The following is a 16,848-nucleotide window of genomic DNA, read 5'->3' as shown; positions in this document are numbered from 1 at the left end:
CCGCAGGTCATGACGATTGTCAGTGGCGGGTTCTACGGTCTGTGACATGGAGACGGAAACGCGGTGGACGGTGGATCAGGTGCTCGCGCTCGCGCCTGACGCCACATCACGGAAGGCCGGCGCGAAGCTCGCGACGCCCGCGCCGTGGTCCGGCACGGGGACGGCGGGCACAGCGGTGTGGGGGCTGTGCAAGGGCAGCGGCAGCAAGCCGTACCAGACGGCGGTGGACACCCGCGGGCCCGCGTACCGGTGCAGTTGCCCGAGCCGGAAGTTCCCGTGCAAGCACGCGCTGGCGCTGCTGTTGCTGTGGGCCGGCGGGGCGGACGGGCCGATGGCGACGGCCGGCGCGGCGGGCTCGGAGCCGGAGTGGGTGGAGCAGTGGGTGGCCGCGCGGCGTAAGAAAGAGGAGGCCGATGCCGCCGGCGCCGGTGCGCCGCGTGCGTCCGGGCCCGCGGACCCGGAGGCGGCCAGGCGGCGGGCCGACCGGCGGGCGGTCCGGGTCGAGGGCGGCGCCGCCGAGTTGGAGCAGCGGCTCGCCGATCTGCTGCGCGGCGGGCTGGCCGGGGCCGACCGCGCCGGGCACCGCTCGTTCGACGAGACGGCGGCCCGGATGGTGGACGCCCAGGCGCCCGGACTGGCCACGCGGGTGCGGGAGTTGGGCGCGATTCCGGCGTCGGGCGGTGACTGGCCGTCCCGCATGCTGGAGGAGACGGCGCTGCTGCACCTGCTCGCCCGCGGGTTCCTCGGCCGCGAGGGCCTGCCGGGTCCGCTGGTGGACACCGTGCGAGCGCGGGTCGGATTCACCGTGGACAGTGCCGAGTTGCTCGCGGGGCCGACCGTGCGGGGTCACTGGCTGGTCCTCGCCCAGTACGACACCACCGACGATCTGACGACCCGCCGGATCTGGCTGCGTGACAGCGCGGCCGGGCGGTTCGCCCTCGTCCTGTCCTTCGGAGCCGCCGGGCGCGCGCCCCAACTCGCCCTGCCGGTAGGTGTCATGATCGAGGCCGACCTCGCCTACCACCCGTCGGCGGTCCCGCTCCGAGCCGCGCTCGGCCCCCACGGGACCACCACCACTCCCCCGGCGGCCGTCCCGCCCGGCACCCCGATCGGCCCGGCGCTCGACGCGTACGGCGCCGCCCTCGCCGACGATCCCTGGCTGGACGCCTGGCCGGTCCTGCTCAGCGATGTCGTCCCCATACCCGGGCCCGACCGCTGGCAACTCGCCGACGCGGCGGGCACCGACGCCATCCCGCTCAACGGCCCCGCGCCCTGGCGCCTGGCCGCCCTGTCCGGCGGACACCCGCTCACCCTCTTCGCCGAACTCACCCCCACCGGGGCGAAGCCGCTCACCGCGTGGTCCCCGTCCTCGCCCACGCCCACGCCCGTCCTGCCCTGACCGCCGCCGCGCGCGTGCCGCGCGACCAAGGAAGAGACCCGGCAGACCCGAGAGACCGAAGAGACCGCAGCACCGGCCCTGTTGAGACGAAAGCAGTGGACAGGAAGGGGAACCCGATGGGTGGGACGTGGGAGGACCTGGTGGGCAGCGCGCTGCTGGGCACGGAGCGGCGCCGGCCCTCCGGGGTCGTGGGGGACGCGGAGGAGGCGGCCGTCGGGTTGCTGGACGCCGCCGCGGTGGGCGTGGTGCGGCGCCGGGCCGGACTACGGCCGGGGGTCGCCGGGGAGCGGCCGAAGACGGTGGCGCCGGACCCGCGCCCGGAGCTGCCCGACGCGGCCCGGCGCCGGCTGGAGATGATGCTGACCGAGACCGGCCGCAGCCGGCAGGGCACAGCGCCCAACCTGCTGGAACTGCTGCCGCAGTGGCTGGCGACGGCCCGCGTCCGCGGCTTCGCCGCACCACCCGCGCTGCTGCCCGCGCTCCTGGACATCGCCCGGGCCCGCACGGACCTGCGCGCGGACGCCCTGGCGTTCGCGGGCCCGCGCGCCCTGTGGCTGGCGGAGCTGAACCCGGAGTGGAAGTTCGCGCTGCGGGCGGGCGGCGGCGCGGTGGGTGCGGCGTCAGCGGCCGGCGACGAGGCGGCACAGCAACGGCTCTGGGATGAGGGCCTGTTCGCCGAGCGGGTCGCGCTGCTGACCCGGCTGCGCCAGACCGACGCGGCGGGCGCGCTGGCCCTGCTCGTCTCCACCTGGCGCAGCGAACGCGCCGAGGACCGGCTGATGTTCATGGACGCGCTGCGTACCGGCCTCTCTCCGTCGGACGAACCGTTCCTGGAGTCCTCGTTGGCGGACCGCAGCCGCAACGTACGTGCCACGGCTGCCGAGTTGCTCTCCGCGCTGCCCACTTCCGCGCTGGCCGGGCGGATGGCGGCCCGCGCCCGTAGCTGCGTGTCGCTCGGCCCCGACGGCATCACCGTCGAAGCGCCGTACGAGTGCGACGCGGCCATGGAGCGGGACGGGGTGGCCGCGAAGCCGCCCAACGGAAGGGGCGAACGCTCCTGGTGGCTGGGCCAGTTGGTGGACGCCGCCCCGCTGTCGACCTGGCCGGCGCGGTTCGGCGGGCGCGCCCCGGAGCAGATCGTCGCCCTCCCGGTGCTGGACGACTGGCAGCCCGACCTGCACGCGGCGTGGTGCCGGGCGGCCGTACGCCAACGCGACGGCGCCTGGGCCCGCGCCCTGCTCGGCGCCCCGTCCGCGCGGGGCGGCCCGGTGGCGGCGATCGGCGACCCCGCGAAGCTGCTGGCGATCCTCCCGGTGGACGAACGGGCCGGCTGGGTCGCGGAGTTCGTCGCCGCCCACGGCCTGTCCGAGGCGTTCCAGATGCTCGGGGTGTGCGCGGTGCCGTGGAGCGGGCCGCTCGGCGGCGCGGTGGTCGACGCGCTCGACATCGCCCGGGACGGCGGGAGTTACCCGTGGAGCTTCAGCGGGGTGATGGGCCTCGCCGAACGCTGCCTCGACCCCGCCGCGGCCGAGCAGGTCGCCCTCCTCAGCGCCGCCGCCGAGGAGGCCCCCAACGGCTCCCCCGGCGCAACCGCCTACTGGTCGGAGGCGTTCCAGCGCCTGACCACCACGTTGCGCCTGCGCGCGCTGATGGCCGAGGAGTTGGGGGCGGCCTGACGTGCCCAGGAATGCCAGAACGAGGCACCCCGGAGGGTCCCCTCAGGCGGCCTGCCCGATATTCGCCTTGACCCACGCCACGACCTCGCCTGTGGACGTGCCGGGAGTGAAGATCGCGGCGACGCCCAGCTCCGTGAGCGGGGGGATGTCGGCCTCGGGGATGATGCCGCCGCCGAAGACCTTGATGTCGGCGGCGTCGCGCTCGCGGAGCAGCTCGACCACCTTGGCGAAGAGCGTCATGTGGGCGCCGGAGAGGATGGAGAGCCCGATCGCGTCGGCGTCCTCCTGGATCGCGGTGTCCACCACCTGCTCGGGCGTCTGGTGCAGCCCGGTGTAGATGACCTCCATGCCGGCGTCGCGGAGCGCACGCGCGATCACCTTGGCGCCGCGGTCGTGGCCGTCGAGCCCCGGCTTGGCGACCACCACGCGGATCGGTCCGGACACTCCCATAACTGCCTCCATGATCATGGGATGCGGCACACCGGGTGAGGTGGCGCAGAGTGAGCGAGCTGTACCGCGTAAACGAACGTTAGCGCCCACGCGCCCCACCCGACAGTTTTACGTGGGGCGGGGAGGGGGAAATCACACAGTGGGACACATTCACCAAAGGGTCGGGGCTGCCCACGGCGGCCGGCGCGGGACACGCCGGGAGCCGCGGGGACGCCCGGCTCGTTCCTTCGAGAGCCGCAGCCAGGACGCCGCATCACCGCGTATCAAGCCGCAGGACGCGGCGATGCGGCATCCGCTCCGGCTCCCGCTGAGGGCACCCGGGGTCGACGACGACCCCGCGGCGCCGCGACGGGAGGTGGGCCATGGCAGCCCAGTCCTCGGAAAGCGAGCCGGAGCCGGGGCCGACACCGGAGGAGCCCCCCGGCGACAGCCACTGGAACCGCATCCCCGGTCACGCGCTGTGGAGCAGTTCACTGTGGAGCGGGCACAGCGCCGAGCTGGCCAAGGTCGCCGCCATCGACCTCGCCCTGTTCGCCGGGCACCTGCTGCTGTATCCGACCGGAATACTGCCCGAGCGCATCCCCACGCCGCCGCGCCCGCCGGACGACCACGACGGCCCTGACGGCTCCGACAGCTCCGACAGCTCCGACAGCTCCAAGGCCACCCGTACTCGGCGCCCCGGCCGCGCCACACCACTCCCCGCCGAGAGCCGCACCGAGAGCCGCACCGAGAGCCGCGCCGAGGGGCCCTCCGAAGGCCGCGACCAGCCCCCGGTCCTGCTCCTGCACGGCTTCGTCGACAACCGCTCGGCCTTCACCCTGCTGCGCCGCTCACTGCTGCGGCACGGCTGGACCCGCGTCCAGGCGCTGAACTACTCCCCGCTGACCGGCGACATCCGCACCGCCGCCGCGATGCTCGGCCCGCACATCGAGCGGGTCTGCGCCGAGTCCGGGCACGCGCAGGTGGACATCGTCGGGCACAGCCTGGGCGGCCTGGTCGCCCGCTACTACGTCCAGTGCCTGGGCGGTGACGCCCGGGTGCGCAACCTGGTCACCATGGGCACCCCGCACTCCGGCACCCGCGCGGTGCCCGCGCTCGCCCCGCACCCGCTGGCCCGCCAGATGCGGCCGGGTTCGCCGGTGCTGGAGGAACTGGCGGGCCCCGCCCCGGGCTGCCGGACCCGGTTCGTGGCCTTCTGGAGCGACCTCGACGAGTTCATGATCCCCGCCGAGTCGGCGCGCCTCGAACACCCGGACCTTTCCACCGCGAACATCAAGGTGCGCGGAATCGGACACCTCGCCCTCCCCGTGCACGGCTCGGTGGCCGCCGAAATCAGGCAGGCACTGTCCGGTCCGGGGCCGCTGCCCGACGCGATCGACGCCGCATAACGGACACATAACGGTCGAATATCAACCGAACACCGGGCAAGGCGGGCGCCAGGTCCGGCCAGAAGATTGTCCGCAGCCGGTACGGAGGGCTACAGTCGCCGCTAATTCTCCTGCTGCCTAGGCGAAAGAGAAGCTGGCGGTGAACCAACGTCACCCGTCGGAGTACGCCTCCGACCACGACGCCCACGCGTACGACGCCTACTCCTCGGGTTCCTACCCGACTGTCGGCACCACCTACGCGGACGACACGACCGGCAGCTACAGCTACGCCCAGATCCCGCAGCAGGCCGCCGCCCCGTACGACCAGCAGTACGCCTACGGCTACGACCAGGGCGCGGCCCAGCAGCCGCAGCCCGGGTACGACCCGAACGGGTACGACACCGGGACGTACGCCGTCGGCGGTTACGACACGGGCAGTTACGACACCGGCGGCTACGCCACGTACGACCCGTACGCCGCGACCGGCACCACGACCGGCACCGGCACCACGTACTACGACACCGGCACGTACGACACGACCGCCTGGCAGACCACCCAGCAGCCGGCCTACCCGCAGCAGCAGGAGTGGGAGTCCGGCGCCTACACGGCCTACGGGTACGGCTACGGGTACGGGTACGACAGCAGCGGCGACACCGGCGTCTACGAGCAGGTGTCCGCGCCGTTCACGACCTCCGAGTCGTACGAAGCGCCCGCCGGCTACTCCGCCACCGCGTACGGGTCCGGCTACCAGCAGGCCGCGGAACCGGGCTCTGCCACGGCCACGATGGCGACCGTGTCGCCCGTCGCGCCCGAGACGGCGCCCGACGACACCGCGCTGCTCGGCGAGGAGTTCGCGCTCGGCACGCCCGACGACGAACCCGTACGCCACGACTTCACCGACGACGAGGTGCCCACCGCGCGCAGCCGCCGCCGAAAGCCGGCCAAGCGCTCGGCGCTGCTGACCGTCGGGGTGCCGTCGGTGGCCGTGATGGGCGTGGCGGCGGTCGGTGCGGCGGCGTTCGGCGGGGTCGGAGTAGCCCGGGACACCTCGAAGACGACGACCGAAGAGGCCGCGGGCAAGGCTCCGACCACCCAGCTCGACCGGCAGCTGTCCGGAGTGAGCCGGGACGCCGACGACTTCGCCAGCCGCGCCAGCCGCTCCCAGGAGCGGGTCGACCTCAAGGACCGGCAGGCCGCGGCGAAGAAGGCCGCGGACGAGGCGGCGGCCCGCAAGGAGGCGCTGCGGCCGAAGTTCGTGCTGCCGGTGAAGCAGAAGGGGCTGAGCGCGTACTTCGGGCAGTCCGGCGAGCACTGGATGGCGCTGCACACCGGGATCGACTTCCCGGTGCAGGTCGGCACCCCGGTGATGGCCGTGACCGACGGCACCGTGCGCACCCAGTGGAACAGTTCGTACGGCAACATGGCGATCGTCACCGCGCCCGACGGCACGGAGACCTGGTACTGCCACCTGAGCAGCACGAAGATCCGCTCCGGCACGGTCAAGGCCGGGACCGTCATCGCCTATTCGGGCAACACCGGCAACACCACCGGGCCGCACCTCCACCTTGAGGTCCGCCCGCACGGCGGCACCCCCATCGACCCCCTCCCCTGGCTTCTCTCCCACGGGCTGGACCCGAGGTAGGCCCGAGTAAGTGCGGCTCCTCCCGCGCCAAGCACGGAGGGAGCCCCCTTACCTTCGCTAGAGCTTTTCCACCGGCGCGTAGCGCAGCAGCAACTGCTTGGGCCGCTCGTCCCCGAAGTCGATCGTCGCCTTCTCGTCACCGGGTCGCCCGGTGACCGCGACCACGGTGCCGAGCCCGAACTGGTCGTGGGTGACGCGATCTCCCACGCTCAGCGAGATCACCGGCCGATCCCCGGCGGAGCGCTTCGTGGCGAACCCGCCCGTGCCGGAGCGCCCGCGGGCGCCGATGGAGGACGCGACGGACGCGGCCGCCTTGGAGCCGGCGCCACCGCCGGAGGACTGCCCGGTCCGCTTCCACTCTATGAGCGCCTCGGGGATCTCCTCCAGGAAGCGGGAGGGCGGGTTATAGGACGGCTGGCCCCAGGCGCTGCGCATCATCGACCGGGTGACGTAGAGCCGTTGGCGGGCGCGGGTGATGCCGACGTAGGCCAGCCGGCGCTCCTCCTCCAGCTCCTTGACCTGGCCGAGGGCGCGCATGTGCGGGAAGACGCCGTCCTCCATGCCGGTGAGGAACACCACCGGGAACTCCAGGCCCTTCGCGGTGTGCAGCGTCATCAGGGTGATCACGCCGCCGGTGTCCTCCTCGCCGTCGGGCGAGTCGGGGATCTGGTCGGAGTCGGCGACCAGGGCGACGCGTTCCAGGAACTCGGCGAGCGAACCGGTCTCCTCGCCCTCCCGCTCCTGCTCGAACTCCAGCGCGACGGCCGCGAGTTCCTGGAGGTTCTCGACCCGGGTCTCGTCCTGCGGGTCGGTGGACGCCTGCAACTCGGCCAGGTAGCCCGTGCGTTCCAGCACCGCTTCCAGGACGACGGCGGGGCCCGCGCCGGACTCCACGACGGTGCGCAGCTCGTCCATGAGGGTGTTGAAGCGCTTGACCGCGTTGGCCGAGCGCGCCGCCATGCCGTACGCCTCGTCGACCCGCCGCAGGGCCTGCGGGAAGGAGATCCGCTCGCGCCGGCCGAGCGCGTCGATCATCGCCTCGGCGCGCTCGCCGATGCCGCGCTTGGGCACGTTGAGGATGCGGCGCAGCGGCACGGCGTCCTCGGGGTTGGCGAGGACGCGCAGGTAGGCGAGGACGTCGCGGACCTCGCGGCGCTCGTAGAAGCGGACACCGCCGACGACCTTGTAGGGCAGGCCGACCCGGATGAAGATCTCTTCGAAGACACGGGACTGGGCGTTGGTGCGGTAGAAGACCGCGACGTCGCCGGGCCGGGCGTCGCCGGCGTCGGTGAGCCGGTCGATCTCCTCGGCGACATACTGCGCCTCGTCGTGCTCCTGGTCGGCGACGTAGCCGGTGATGACGGGGCCCTCGCCGGACTCCGTCCACAGGTTCTTGGCGCGGCGGCCGGCGTTGCGCTCGATGACGGCGTTGGCGGCGTTGAGGATGTTCTGGGTGGAGCGGTAGTTCTGCTCCAGCAGGATGGTGCGGGCCTGCGGGTAGTCCTCCTCGAACTGGAGGATGTTGCGGATCGTCGCGCCGCGGAAGGCGTAGATCGACTGGTCGGCGTCGCCGACCACGCAGAGTTCGGCGGCCTCGTCGCCGGTGCCGACGAGCTCGCGGACCAGGGTGTACTGGGCGTGGTTGGTGTCCTGGTACTCGTCGACCAGGACGTGCCGGAAGCGCCGCCGGTAGTGCTCGGCGACGTCGGGGAACGCCTGGAGCAGGTTGACGGTGGTCATGATGATGTCGTCGAAGTCCAGCGCGTTGGCGTCGTGCAGCCGGGCCTGGTACATCGCGTACGCCTCGGCGAGCTTCCGCTCGAAGGGGTTCTCCGCCTTGGCGGCGAACGTCTCGTGGTCGACCAGCTCGTTCTTGAGGTTGGAGACCTGGGCGCTGAACGACTTCGGCGGGAACTGCTTGGGGTCGAGATCCAGGTCGCGGCAGACCAGGGCCATCAGCCGGCGCGCGTCGGTGGCGTCGTAGATCGAGAACGACGAGGTGAAGCCGAGCGTCTTGGACTCGCGGCGCAGGATGCGCACGCAGGCGCTGTGGAAGGTGGACACCCACATGGCGTTGGCGCGCGGCCCGACCAGCTCCTCGACGCGCTCCTTCATCTCGCCCGCGGCCTTGTTGGTGAAGGTGATGGCGAGGATCGCGCCCGGGTGGACGTCGCGGGCGCCGAGCAGGTGGGCGATGCGGTGGGTGAGCACGCGGGTCTTGCCGGAGCCGGCGCCGGCGACGATGAGCAGCGGCCCGCCGTGGTGCTCGACGGCGGCGCGCTGCTGCTCGTTGAGCCCCACGAGGAGCTGCGCGGGGTCGAGCACGGGACGCGCCGCGCCGTTGCGGTAGTGCGCGTCGTGCGCGGGCGGACTGTCGTACCGCCCCTGGAACAGGTCGTGCGGGACGTCCTCGCCACCGGGGCCGTCCTCCGGCGGCGGGGGCTGCTCGCCGTCGGAAGGCCCGTGGGCCGCGTCCATACCGGCCAGGAAGTTGTCGTCAAAGAGGCTGCTCATCGCCTCCCGAGTCTAGGCGCCCGCACCGACAGTCCATCGCCGTCCGGGGAAGTCCATACGCTCGGCGCCCGGACCTGTCGGAAACCGGGCGCGCGGGGCGCCCGGGCCTGCCGGAAAGCGGCCTCCCGGGTAGCCCGATTACCACGCTGCGTGACGGCCGCGCCCGCTTCGGCAAAAGATTACGAAAAGGTATCGGGCCTATCGGACATCGCCCTTCCCAGGTGCGCCGGGCGTTGGCTAGCGTGCCGCACCAGCCGGAACCGGCAGCGTCCGAGAGGAGTCCGCGCGCCATGGCGACGCACCGTAAGGCTCGTACCGCGCTACTCAGCACCCCCGGTCCGCGTGCGGCCGTGGGGCTCACCACGGCGGCGCTGGCCACTGTGACGCTGCTCAGCGAGAGCGCGAGCGCCACCCCCGCTCCCACCAAGCCCAAGCAGCCGTCGATCAGCACGGTCAAGAAGCAGGTCGACTCCCTCAACCAGCAGGCCGAGGCCGCCACCCAGAAGTACGACCAGGCGCAGGAGCAGACCGACCAGCAGAACACCAAGGTCAACAAGCTGCTCGCGCAGGTCGCCCAGAAGACGCAGAAGCTCAACGACTCCCGGCGCGTGCTGGGCGAGTTCGCGGCGGCGCAGTACCGCAGCGGCGGCGACCTGACCACCACCCGCTACCTGCTGTCGGAGAACCCGCAGGACCTCGCGAACGAGATCCACCTCGCCGACGTGATGGGCAAGCGGCAGCAGGCGGCGGTCGAGGACTACCAGACCCAGCAGGTCGCGGTCACCCAGCAGCGGATCGAGGCGGCCAAGAGCCTGGCCTCGCTGACCGCGCAGCAGGGGCAGCTCAAGTCCGCCAAGCAGGACGTGCAGACGAAGCTGGGCGCGGCGCAGAAGCTTCTCAACAGCCTCAACGCGCAGGAGAAGAAGCGGCTGGCGGAGCTTCAGGCCAAGCAGGAGGCCGAGGCGAAGGAGAAGGCGAAGAAGCTCGCCGCGCAGGAGAAGCAGAAGGCGGAGGCCGCCGCGAAGGCCGCCGCGGCCAAGGGCACCGACGCGCCGGTCAACTCCTCGGCCGCCGACCAGGCCATCGCCTTCGCCCGGAAGCAGATCGGCAAGCCGTACGTGTGGGGCGCGACCGGCCCCGACTCGTACGACTGCTCGGGGCTGACCCAGGCCGCCTACAAGGCCGCCGGGATCGACCTGCCGCGCACCACCTACGACCAGGTGGACGTGGGCACCCGGGTGTCGGAGGCCGACCTGCAGCCGGGCGACCTGATCTTCTTCTACAGCGACGTCAGCCACGTCGGCCTCTACATCGGCAACGGCGAGATGATCCACGCCCCGCACACCGGCACCGTGGTGAAGGTCGCGCCGATTACCGAGATGCCCTTCTACGGGGCCGTCCGTCCGTAATGGAGCATCCCGACCGGGTCGCCACCCGATGACCCGGATGACCGATAAGGCGCCCGGGCGAAGTGTCCGGCAAAACCCAAGGTCACAAAGCGATTTCGGTCACATTGCAATCCAAACTTCCCAAGACCCGGCGAAGTTGACTACGGTAGCCCGCTAGGTGGTGCGCCTCCCGTCGGCGAAGGTCCGGCAGCGAACCATCTCCGCCTAATCCGGCCGGCGGCCGGAACCGGGGACCCACAGGCACTTTGGGGTGAATCGGGGTGGACGCGACGAGCGTTCGACCCGTAGGGCGACCTTCCCCGCCCGAACCCGTCAGCTAACCCGGTCGGCGGTACCCGGAAGGAGTCGTCTCCTTGGCGTCGCATCGCAAGCCGCGTACCCCGATACTCGCGTCGACCGGCACACGGGCCGCCGTCGGTATCACCACCGCGGCCCTGGCCTCGGTCACCTTGATGAGCGAGACCGCGAACGCGGCGCCCGCGAAGCCCTCCATCGCCGAGGTCAAGAAGCAGGTCGACTCGCTGAACGAGCAGGCCGAGGTCGCCACGCAGAAGTACGACCAGGCCCAGGAGGACACGGCGGCGCAGCGCACCAAGACCAACCAGCTGCTCGCCCAGGTCGCCGACAAGACCCAGCAGATGAACGAGTCCCGGCGGGTGCTGGGGCAGTTCGCCGCCGAGCAGTACCGCACCGGCGGTTTCGGCGCCACCACGCAGCTGCTCTTCTCGGACGACCCGGAGAGCTTCCTCTCGCAGAACCACCTGCTGGACCGGATGACCGCCACGCAGGAGCAGGCGCTCAAGACGTTCAAGATCCAGCAGGAGCAGGCGTCGGTCCAGCGGGCCCAGGCCACCGCGAGCCTCAAGAAGCTGACCGGTTCGCAGAGCACGCTCGCCACGCAGAAGAAGAACCTGCAGACGAAGCTCGCCGCCGCGCAGAAGCTGCTCAACAGCCTCAACGCGGAGCAGAAGAAGAAGCTCGCCGCGATGCAGCCCAAGACGTCGACCTCTTCGTCGTCCTCGTCCTCGTCGTCCGGCTCCAGCTCGACCTACAAGTACAACGGGCCCGCGTCCGGCCGCGCCGCCGCCGCGATCCAGTTCGCGCTCGCCCAGCGCGGCAAGCCGTACTACCGCGGCGCCACCGGCCCGGACTCGTACGACTGCTCGGGGCTGACCCAGGCCGCCTACAAGGCCGCCGGGATCACCATCGGGCGCACCACCTGGGACCAGGTCAAGGACGGCACCGCGGTCTCCAAGGCCGATCTGCGCCCGGGCGACCTGGTGTTCTTCTACTCCGGCATCAGCCACGTCGGGATCTACATCGGCAACGGCAACATCGTGCACGCCCCGCACACGGGCGCGACGGTCGAGGTCGCCCCGATGGACTGGATGCCGTTCGCGGCGGCCCGCCGCATCGCGTAAGCGGGCGTGCGGCGGCGAAACGCCGTCAGCACGTAAGGGTAAGGGCCGGTCTCCAGGAGACCGGCCCTTACTCATGGCCTTCGTGCCCCACCCCGCGGCTCAGGCCAGCACCAGCAGGTCCATCCAGCTCGTCGCCGGCGCCGCCGGATCGGCCGCCCGCAGCCGTGCCATGCCGCGCTCGAAGTCCTCGTCGCTCAGCGCCCGCAGCTTCGAGTCGGTGTCCCGGCGCAGCAGGCCGGCGTAGTGCCCGAGGCTCGGCGCGCTCTCCTGCGGTACGGCGACCAGTCGGCGCCGTACGAACCCGGCGGCCGCGAAGTCGGCGCAGACGCCGTCCACCGTCCGGTAGCCGTCGATCTCCGCCACCGTCTCGGGGAAGAAGCGGACCCGCAGGTCGCGGTCGGCCCGGCCGGGGAAGAGGTTGCGGATCAGCACCGGCGCGCCGGGCTTCAGGGCGCGGCGCAACTCGCGGGCGGCGGCGGGCAGATCGGGGATGTGGTGCAGCACCGAGCCGAGCCAGGCCGCGTCCGCGCCGCCGTCCGGCACCGGCAGCGCGTCGGCCCGGCCGGCCAGGGCCTCGATGCCGGGGCGGCCGTCCGTCGCGGGGACCCGCGGGATGAGCGCGCGCATCGCCTCGGCCGGTTCGACCGCCACGACGTGGACGCCGAACCAGTCGTGCAGCGCGGCCGCGAAACCCCCGGTGCCGGCGCCGACGTCGAGCACGGTCATCCCGGGGGTGAGCCCGGCCGTCGCCTCGATCGCCGTCTCGATCGCCGCCCGCCACGCGGCCAGCCCGGCGCGCGGGACCTCGCGGGCCAGCCGGTACTGCTCGGCGGTGGCGCGGTCGTAGGAGATGCCGGTCATCGCGGTCAGGTCCAGAGCACGGCGATGAAGATGTTGACGACGGTCAGGCCGCCGACCGCGCCGAAGGTGGCCGCGTCGACCTTCTCCTCGTCGCGCTTGACGTAGACGAGCCCGAGGATCACCAGCAGCACGACCAGTTTGATGCCCAGCTTCACGTTGCTGAGGTGCCGGTCGTCGGCGTGTGCGAGGCCGACCAGCGCCACCCCGGTGACGAGCATCGTGCCGGCCCCGTAGAGCATGCCGGGCACGAACCGCGGCTCGGCGCTGCCCCGGCCCATCGCCTTGAGTTGGGTGAGGAAGCCGCCCAGCAGCGCCGCGATGCCGATGATGTGCAGTCCGACAAAGACATTGATGAGGGTGTCCATGGGCCGGACCCTACGGCGCGTATAGCAGCGCACGGCGGGCGGGGTGCCGTATCGCGGGCTTCGGTCGGCGGGCGCCCGGATGCGGGCGGGTCACCCGTCGAACGGCGGTCGAATCCGGTCGGCCGCGGCGGAAAGCGGGCAGTCCCGGACACCTGGCCCGGGCGGCCCCCGGAGCAGGTTTAGCGTCACTGGCGGGTGGCCGGTTCCCCTTCGCCGTCGGTACGTCGGCGGCGCGGCCGCCCTGCCGACGTCCGGCGGTGCCGCGTTCCCCCGTAACGCGGCGCCGCCGGGCCCGCCCTGCCGAAGGAGTGACGGCCGCATGGCCTCGCACAGTCGCCGGAGTCGCCACCGCCGCGGCCCGGTCCCCGCCGTCCGCACCGCTGACCGCGTCACGGACCGCGCCACTGACCGCACCGCCGCCCGGCCACCGCTCGTCTCACGGGCGACCGCCCGCGCCGCGCTGTCGCTGGCGCTGGTCTCGGCCGCGTCCGTCAGCCTGCTCGGCGAGAGCGCGCAGGCCGACCCGGGCCCGGCCGCCGGCGCCACGACGACGTCCGGAGCGGACGGCGCGAAGGAAGCCGACGGCGCGAACGGAGCGAACGGCCCGGCCGGTTCCGTCACGGCGGTCAAGGCACGGGTCGACGCGCTCTACCAGCAGGCGGAGGCGGCGACACAGCAGTACGACGGCGCGCGGCAGAAGGCCGCCACCGCCCGCGCGGCGGTCACCGACCTCCAGGACGAGCTGGCCCGCAAGACCGCGCGGCTCAACACGACCCGCGACCGGCTGGGTTCGATCGCGACCGCGCAGTACCGCTCCGGCACGCTGGACCCCGCGCTGCAACTCGCGCTCAGCTCCTCGCCCGAGACGTACCTCGCCCAGGTCGGCGCGCTGGACCGGATGGGCGACCGGCAGGCCGCCACGCTCGCCCAACTGGCCGGGCAGCGACGGGAGATCGAGCAGACCCGCGCCGAGGCGAACGGCAAGCTCGCCACTCTCAAGGCCGCGCAGGGCCAACTCGCCGACCGCAAGCGGACCGTGCAGACCGCGCTGCACCAGGCGCAGGTGCTGCTGGACTCCCTCACGCCGACCCAGCGCGCCACCGTCGACGGCTCCGACGGCGGCGCGGACGCGAACCGCTCCGGCGCCCCCGGCTCCGGCACCACCACCCGCGGCACCTCCCGGCCGCCGCTCGACGCCGCGCCCGCACCCTCCGCGCGCGCCGCCCAGGCCGTCGCGTTCGCCTACCGCGCCATCGGGCTGCCCTACGTCTGGGGCGCGACCGGGCCCGGCTCGTACGACTGCTCCGGCCTCACCCAGGCCGCGTGGAGGGCCGCGGGCGTCTCCCTGCCGCGCACCACCTACACCCAGATCAACGCCGGCACCCGCGTGTCCGAGTCCGAACTGCGCCCGGGCGACCTGGTCTTCTTCTACTCCGGCGTCTCCCATGTCGGCCTCTACATCGGCCACGGCGAGATGATCCACGCCCCGCACCCGGGCGCCCCGATCCGGATCGCCCCCATCTCCGAGATGCCCTTCGCCGGCGCCACCCGCCCCGCGTGACCGGCTAACGGAGCCGGAACACCGCCACGTCGTAGCGCTCCGACACGGGGCGCGGCCGTACGAGCGGCTCGGCGTCCGCTCCGGCTCCGGCTTCTGCTTCGGCTTCTGCTTTCGCGTCAGCGGCCAACCGGGCCAGCCCCGTGGCGAATTCGGCCTCGGTGAGGTGGGTGAACTTCGACTGCGGGCGCGTCGCCAGCCGTTGGTGGTACGCCCGCAGGCCGGCGGCGACCGGCTCGGCGTGCGAGCTGATCCGTACGACGTCGAACCCGTGCGCCGCGAAGTCCGCGCGGACGTCCGCCTCCGCGGGGAAACGGATGCGGTCGACGTCGAGCAGCCGCGGCCAGTAGGTGTAGACGACGGCGTCCAGCCGCTCGCGGAAGGTGGTCCGGACGACCACCACCCCGCCGGGACGCAGCACCCGCGCCAACTCCCGCGCGCAGGCGCGGCGGTCGGGCAGGTGGTGGATCACCCGCGAGAGCAGGGCGAGGTCGACCGAGCGCGGGCGGAGCGGCACCGCCTCGGCGCGGCCCGCCGCGAAGTGCAGCCGGTCCGGGCGGTGCGCGGCCGGGTGCAGCCGATGCGCTTCGGCGAGCATCGCGGGCGACGGCTCGACGCCCACCACGAGGCGCGCGTCCGTCCACCGGGCCAGCGCCGCCGCGAACATGCCGGTGCCGGCGCCCACTTCCAGCACGCGCGGCGCCGGGACGGGAGCGCACTCCGCGATCACTCCGGCCCAGGCGCGGAGCGAGGCGTCCGGCATGTCGTTTCCCGCGTGGTAGGAGCCGGCGAGCCGCCGGTCCTCGTACACCTGAACCATGTCGGGTACCTCTCTGTCGGGTGGGAGGCGAGGATCACCGGCGGCCGGAACCGCGCGCCGGGTCGGCTGTCAGTGCAGGGTCGGCTGTCAGCGCGGGCCGATCGTCAGCGCAGAGCGGACCGTCAGCGCAGGGTGACCCGGCTGGGGCCGTTGAAGGAGGACAGCGACAGCACGGTGGACGGGGTGCGCAGCCCGTCGTGGTCCGCGAAGAGCGCGCGGGCCTCGGCGAAGGGCACCTCGTCGCCGGTGACGCGGGCGGCGGTGTCGTAGAGGTCGCGGATCTCGTCGCTCATCTCGTCGTCCGACTCCGCGCCGGTGCCCCAGACGTCCCACAGCAGGGTCTCGACCTTGTTGAGGGCGGCCAGGTCGAGCCTGACGTTGCCGGCCACGAACCACTCGCCCACCATCGGCCCCTCCGGCAGGTGGAGCCCGAAGGACTTCGGGTCCGCCTCGCCGGCGCGGATGAGCTGCCACGCCTTGGCCGCGACCAGGAAGCGGTCCCTGGGCACGTCGGTCGGGTCGAACGGCATCGAGTACCGCTCGGGGTCGACGATCTGGGCGTCGGCCAGCAGCCAGCCGCGCTGGTCGTCCCAGTACTCGGTGACGACGTGGTCGAAGTGGAACCCGTCGTCGCCGAAGTAGTCGGCGAACCCGGAGCGCAGCCGCGCGGGGATGCCGACGTGGCGCAGCAGGGAGACGTGCAGGAGGGTGAAGTCGCGGCAGATCCCCACGAACCGGTCGGCGAAGTCCCGCCGCTCCACCAGCGGCGCGCCGTTGCGGTTCACCACCAGCCGCAGGATGTCGTCGACGTAGCGGGTCTCCGCGTCGTCGCGCATCCGGTCCTCGGCGATCGGCACCCCGAACTGGCCGCCCTCGACCCGGTGGACCATCACGTCCCGCACCACCCGGGCGAGTTCGCCGACGTTCCTGGGGAGGTCGGCGTACCAGCCGACCAGCTCGCCGGGGTCGGAGAAGCTGCTCTGCGAGGCGTAGAAGGCGGCTTCCTCTGGGGCGAGGCGGTCTGCGGTCATGGTGGAGCCCCCTGCCTGCGGCATTCGACTGTGACGTCGATCATCGTCCACGTTTTCGAACGGTGGGTCGGCGCACCCCACCGTGCCAAAAACCGGGCCGCACTGTCCAGGGTTTGAGCCGCGGCCGGCCCGAGGCCGATCCAGGGGCGGCCCGAGGGCACGCATCGGCCGGGCATCGGCCGGGCGCCCACCGGATGCCGACCGGGCGCCGCTCGGGCGCCGCTCGGGCGCCGCTCGGGCGCCGCTCGGGCGCCGGACCGGGCCGTGCTTGACCTTCCCCCTGGGACAGGGCCCATCGTGGTCGTACCGGCCGCCGAACAGGCCGGTCCCCGGGC

The 16,848-nt window shown here is 72.8% G+C and carries 13 protein-coding genes and 1 riboswitch; of the genes, 7 read left to right on the top strand and 6 right to left on the bottom strand.

The genetic code is table 11. The features are described from left to right. Nucleotides 1–46 precede the first annotated feature (46 nt). Together OG370_RS25910 and OG370_RS25905 are read left to right on the top strand one after the other, a co-directional pair. On the top strand, nt 47–1,399 hold the full coding sequence (locus OG370_RS25910; RefSeq protein WP_328468241.1) for an SWIM zinc finger family protein: 1,353 nt from the start codon (nt 47–49) through the stop codon (nt 1,397–1,399). Nucleotides 1,400–1,515: 116 nt separating this feature from the next. Further along, a complete protein-coding gene (locus OG370_RS25905; protein ID WP_328468239.1) occupies nt 1,516–3,075 on the top strand; it encodes a DUF5691 domain-containing protein in 1,560 nt (519 codons plus the stop codon). 42 nt (nt 3,076–3,117) lie between these two features. Here OG370_RS25905 and OG370_RS25900 read toward each other — a convergent pair whose 3' ends face one another. Then, complete coding sequence (locus OG370_RS25900) at nt 3,118–3,525, bottom strand: cobalamin B12-binding domain-containing protein (protein WP_328468237.1); 408 nt, start codon at nt 3,523–3,525, stop codon at nt 3,118–3,120. Between the two features lie 362 nt (nt 3,526–3,887). Between OG370_RS25900 and OG370_RS25895 the strand changes: the two genes are divergently transcribed. After that, nucleotides 3,888–4,913, top strand: coding sequence for an esterase/lipase family protein (locus tag OG370_RS25895; RefSeq protein WP_328468235.1), 1,026 nt, complete (start codon nt 3,888–3,890; stop codon nt 4,911–4,913). Nucleotides 4,914–5,052: 139 nt separating this feature from the next. Beyond that, on the top strand, nt 5,053–6,534 hold the full coding sequence (locus tag OG370_RS25890; RefSeq protein ID WP_328468233.1) for a M23 family metallopeptidase: 1,482 nt from the start codon (nt 5,053–5,055) through the stop codon (nt 6,532–6,534). A gap of 57 nt (nt 6,535–6,591) precedes the next feature. Here OG370_RS25890 and pcrA read toward each other — a convergent pair whose 3' ends face one another. Beyond that, nucleotides 6,592–9,048 (bottom strand): DNA helicase PcrA, encoded by a 2,457-nt coding sequence (gene pcrA / locus OG370_RS25885; RefSeq protein WP_328468232.1) that lies wholly within the window; start codon nt 9,046–9,048, stop codon nt 6,592–6,594. Nucleotides 9,049–9,338: 290 nt separating this feature from the next. Here pcrA and OG370_RS25880 point away from each other — a divergent pair, with 290 nt between their 5' ends. Further along, a complete protein-coding gene (locus tag OG370_RS25880; RefSeq protein ID WP_328468230.1) occupies nt 9,339–10,457 on the top strand; it encodes a C40 family peptidase in 1,119 nt (372 codons plus the stop codon). Nucleotides 10,458–10,648: 191 nt separating this feature from the next. After that, nucleotides 10,649–10,803: riboswitch (cyclic di-AMP (ydaO/yuaA leader) on the top strand. A 7-nt stretch (nt 10,804–10,810) separates the two neighbouring features. After that, nucleotides 10,811–11,878, top strand: a complete 1,068-nt coding sequence (locus OG370_RS25875) for a C40 family peptidase (protein ID WP_328468228.1) — start codon at nt 10,811–10,813, stop codon at nt 11,876–11,878. Nucleotides 11,879–11,977: 99 nt separating this feature from the next. Here the strand turns inward: OG370_RS25875 and OG370_RS25870 are convergent, their stop codons facing one another. Then, nucleotides 11,978–12,739, bottom strand: coding sequence for a class I SAM-dependent methyltransferase (locus tag OG370_RS25870; RefSeq protein WP_328468226.1), 762 nt, complete (start codon nt 12,737–12,739; stop codon nt 11,978–11,980). Nucleotides 12,740–12,744: 5 nt separating this feature from the next. Then, complete coding sequence (locus tag OG370_RS25865; protein ID WP_328468225.1) at nt 12,745–13,104, bottom strand: hypothetical protein; 360 nt, start codon at nt 13,102–13,104, stop codon at nt 12,745–12,747. 319 nt (nt 13,105–13,423) lie between these two features. Between OG370_RS25865 and OG370_RS25860 the strand changes: the two genes are divergently transcribed. Then, on the top strand, nt 13,424–14,665 hold the full coding sequence (locus OG370_RS25860; protein ID WP_328468224.1) for an NlpC/P60 family protein: 1,242 nt from the start codon (nt 13,424–13,426) through the stop codon (nt 14,663–14,665). A gap of 4 nt (nt 14,666–14,669) precedes the next feature. Here the strand turns inward: OG370_RS25860 and OG370_RS25855 are convergent, their stop codons facing one another. Then, the gene (locus tag OG370_RS25855; protein WP_328468223.1) at nt 14,670–15,482 is read right to left on the bottom strand and encodes a class I SAM-dependent methyltransferase; all 813 of its coding nucleotides are present in this window, start codon (nt 15,480–15,482) and stop codon (nt 14,670–14,672) included. Between the two features lie 122 nt (nt 15,483–15,604). Further along, nucleotides 15,605–16,513 (bottom strand): transglutaminase-like domain-containing protein, encoded by a 909-nt coding sequence (locus OG370_RS25850; RefSeq protein ID WP_328468220.1) that lies wholly within the window; start codon nt 16,511–16,513, stop codon nt 15,605–15,607. Between the last annotated feature and the right edge of the window lie 335 nt (nt 16,514–16,848).

Source organism: Streptomyces sp. NBC_00448, assembly GCF_036014115.1.
Taxonomy (GTDB): domain Bacteria; phylum Actinomycetota; class Actinomycetes; order Streptomycetales; family Streptomycetaceae; genus Actinacidiphila.
This window is presented reverse-complemented; position numbering and strand designations above follow the sequence as displayed.

Coding starts and splice junctions, on each gene's coding strand:
- OG370_RS25910 (WP_328468241.1), top strand. CDS start 47: ATGGAGACGGAAACGCGGTGGACGGTGGATCAGGTGCTCGCGCTCGCG.
- OG370_RS25905 (WP_328468239.1), top strand. CDS start 1,516: ATGGGTGGGACGTGGGAGGACCTGGTGGGCAGCGCGCTGCTGGGCACG.
- OG370_RS25900 (WP_328468237.1), bottom strand. CDS start 3,525: ATGGGAGTGTCCGGACCGATCCGCGTGGTGGTCGCCAAGCCGGGGCTC.
- OG370_RS25895 (WP_328468235.1), top strand. CDS start 3,888: ATGGCAGCCCAGTCCTCGGAAAGCGAGCCGGAGCCGGGGCCGACACCG.
- pcrA (WP_328468232.1), bottom strand. CDS start 9,048: ATGAGCAGCCTCTTTGACGACAACTTCCTGGCCGGTATGGACGCGGCC.
- OG370_RS25880 (WP_328468230.1), top strand. CDS start 9,339: ATGGCGACGCACCGTAAGGCTCGTACCGCGCTACTCAGCACCCCCGGT.
- OG370_RS25870 (WP_328468226.1), bottom strand. CDS start 12,739: ATGACCGGCATCTCCTACGACCGCGCCACCGCCGAGCAGTACCGGCTG.
- OG370_RS25865 (WP_328468225.1), bottom strand. CDS start 13,104: ATGGACACCCTCATCAATGTCTTTGTCGGACTGCACATCATCGGCATC.
- OG370_RS25860 (WP_328468224.1), top strand. CDS start 13,424: ATGGCCTCGCACAGTCGCCGGAGTCGCCACCGCCGCGGCCCGGTCCCC.
- OG370_RS25855 (WP_328468223.1), bottom strand. CDS start 15,482: ATGGTTCAGGTGTACGAGGACCGGCGGCTCGCCGGCTCCTACCACGCG.
- OG370_RS25850 (WP_328468220.1), bottom strand. CDS start 16,513: ATGACCGCAGACCGCCTCGCCCCAGAGGAAGCCGCCTTCTACGCCTCG.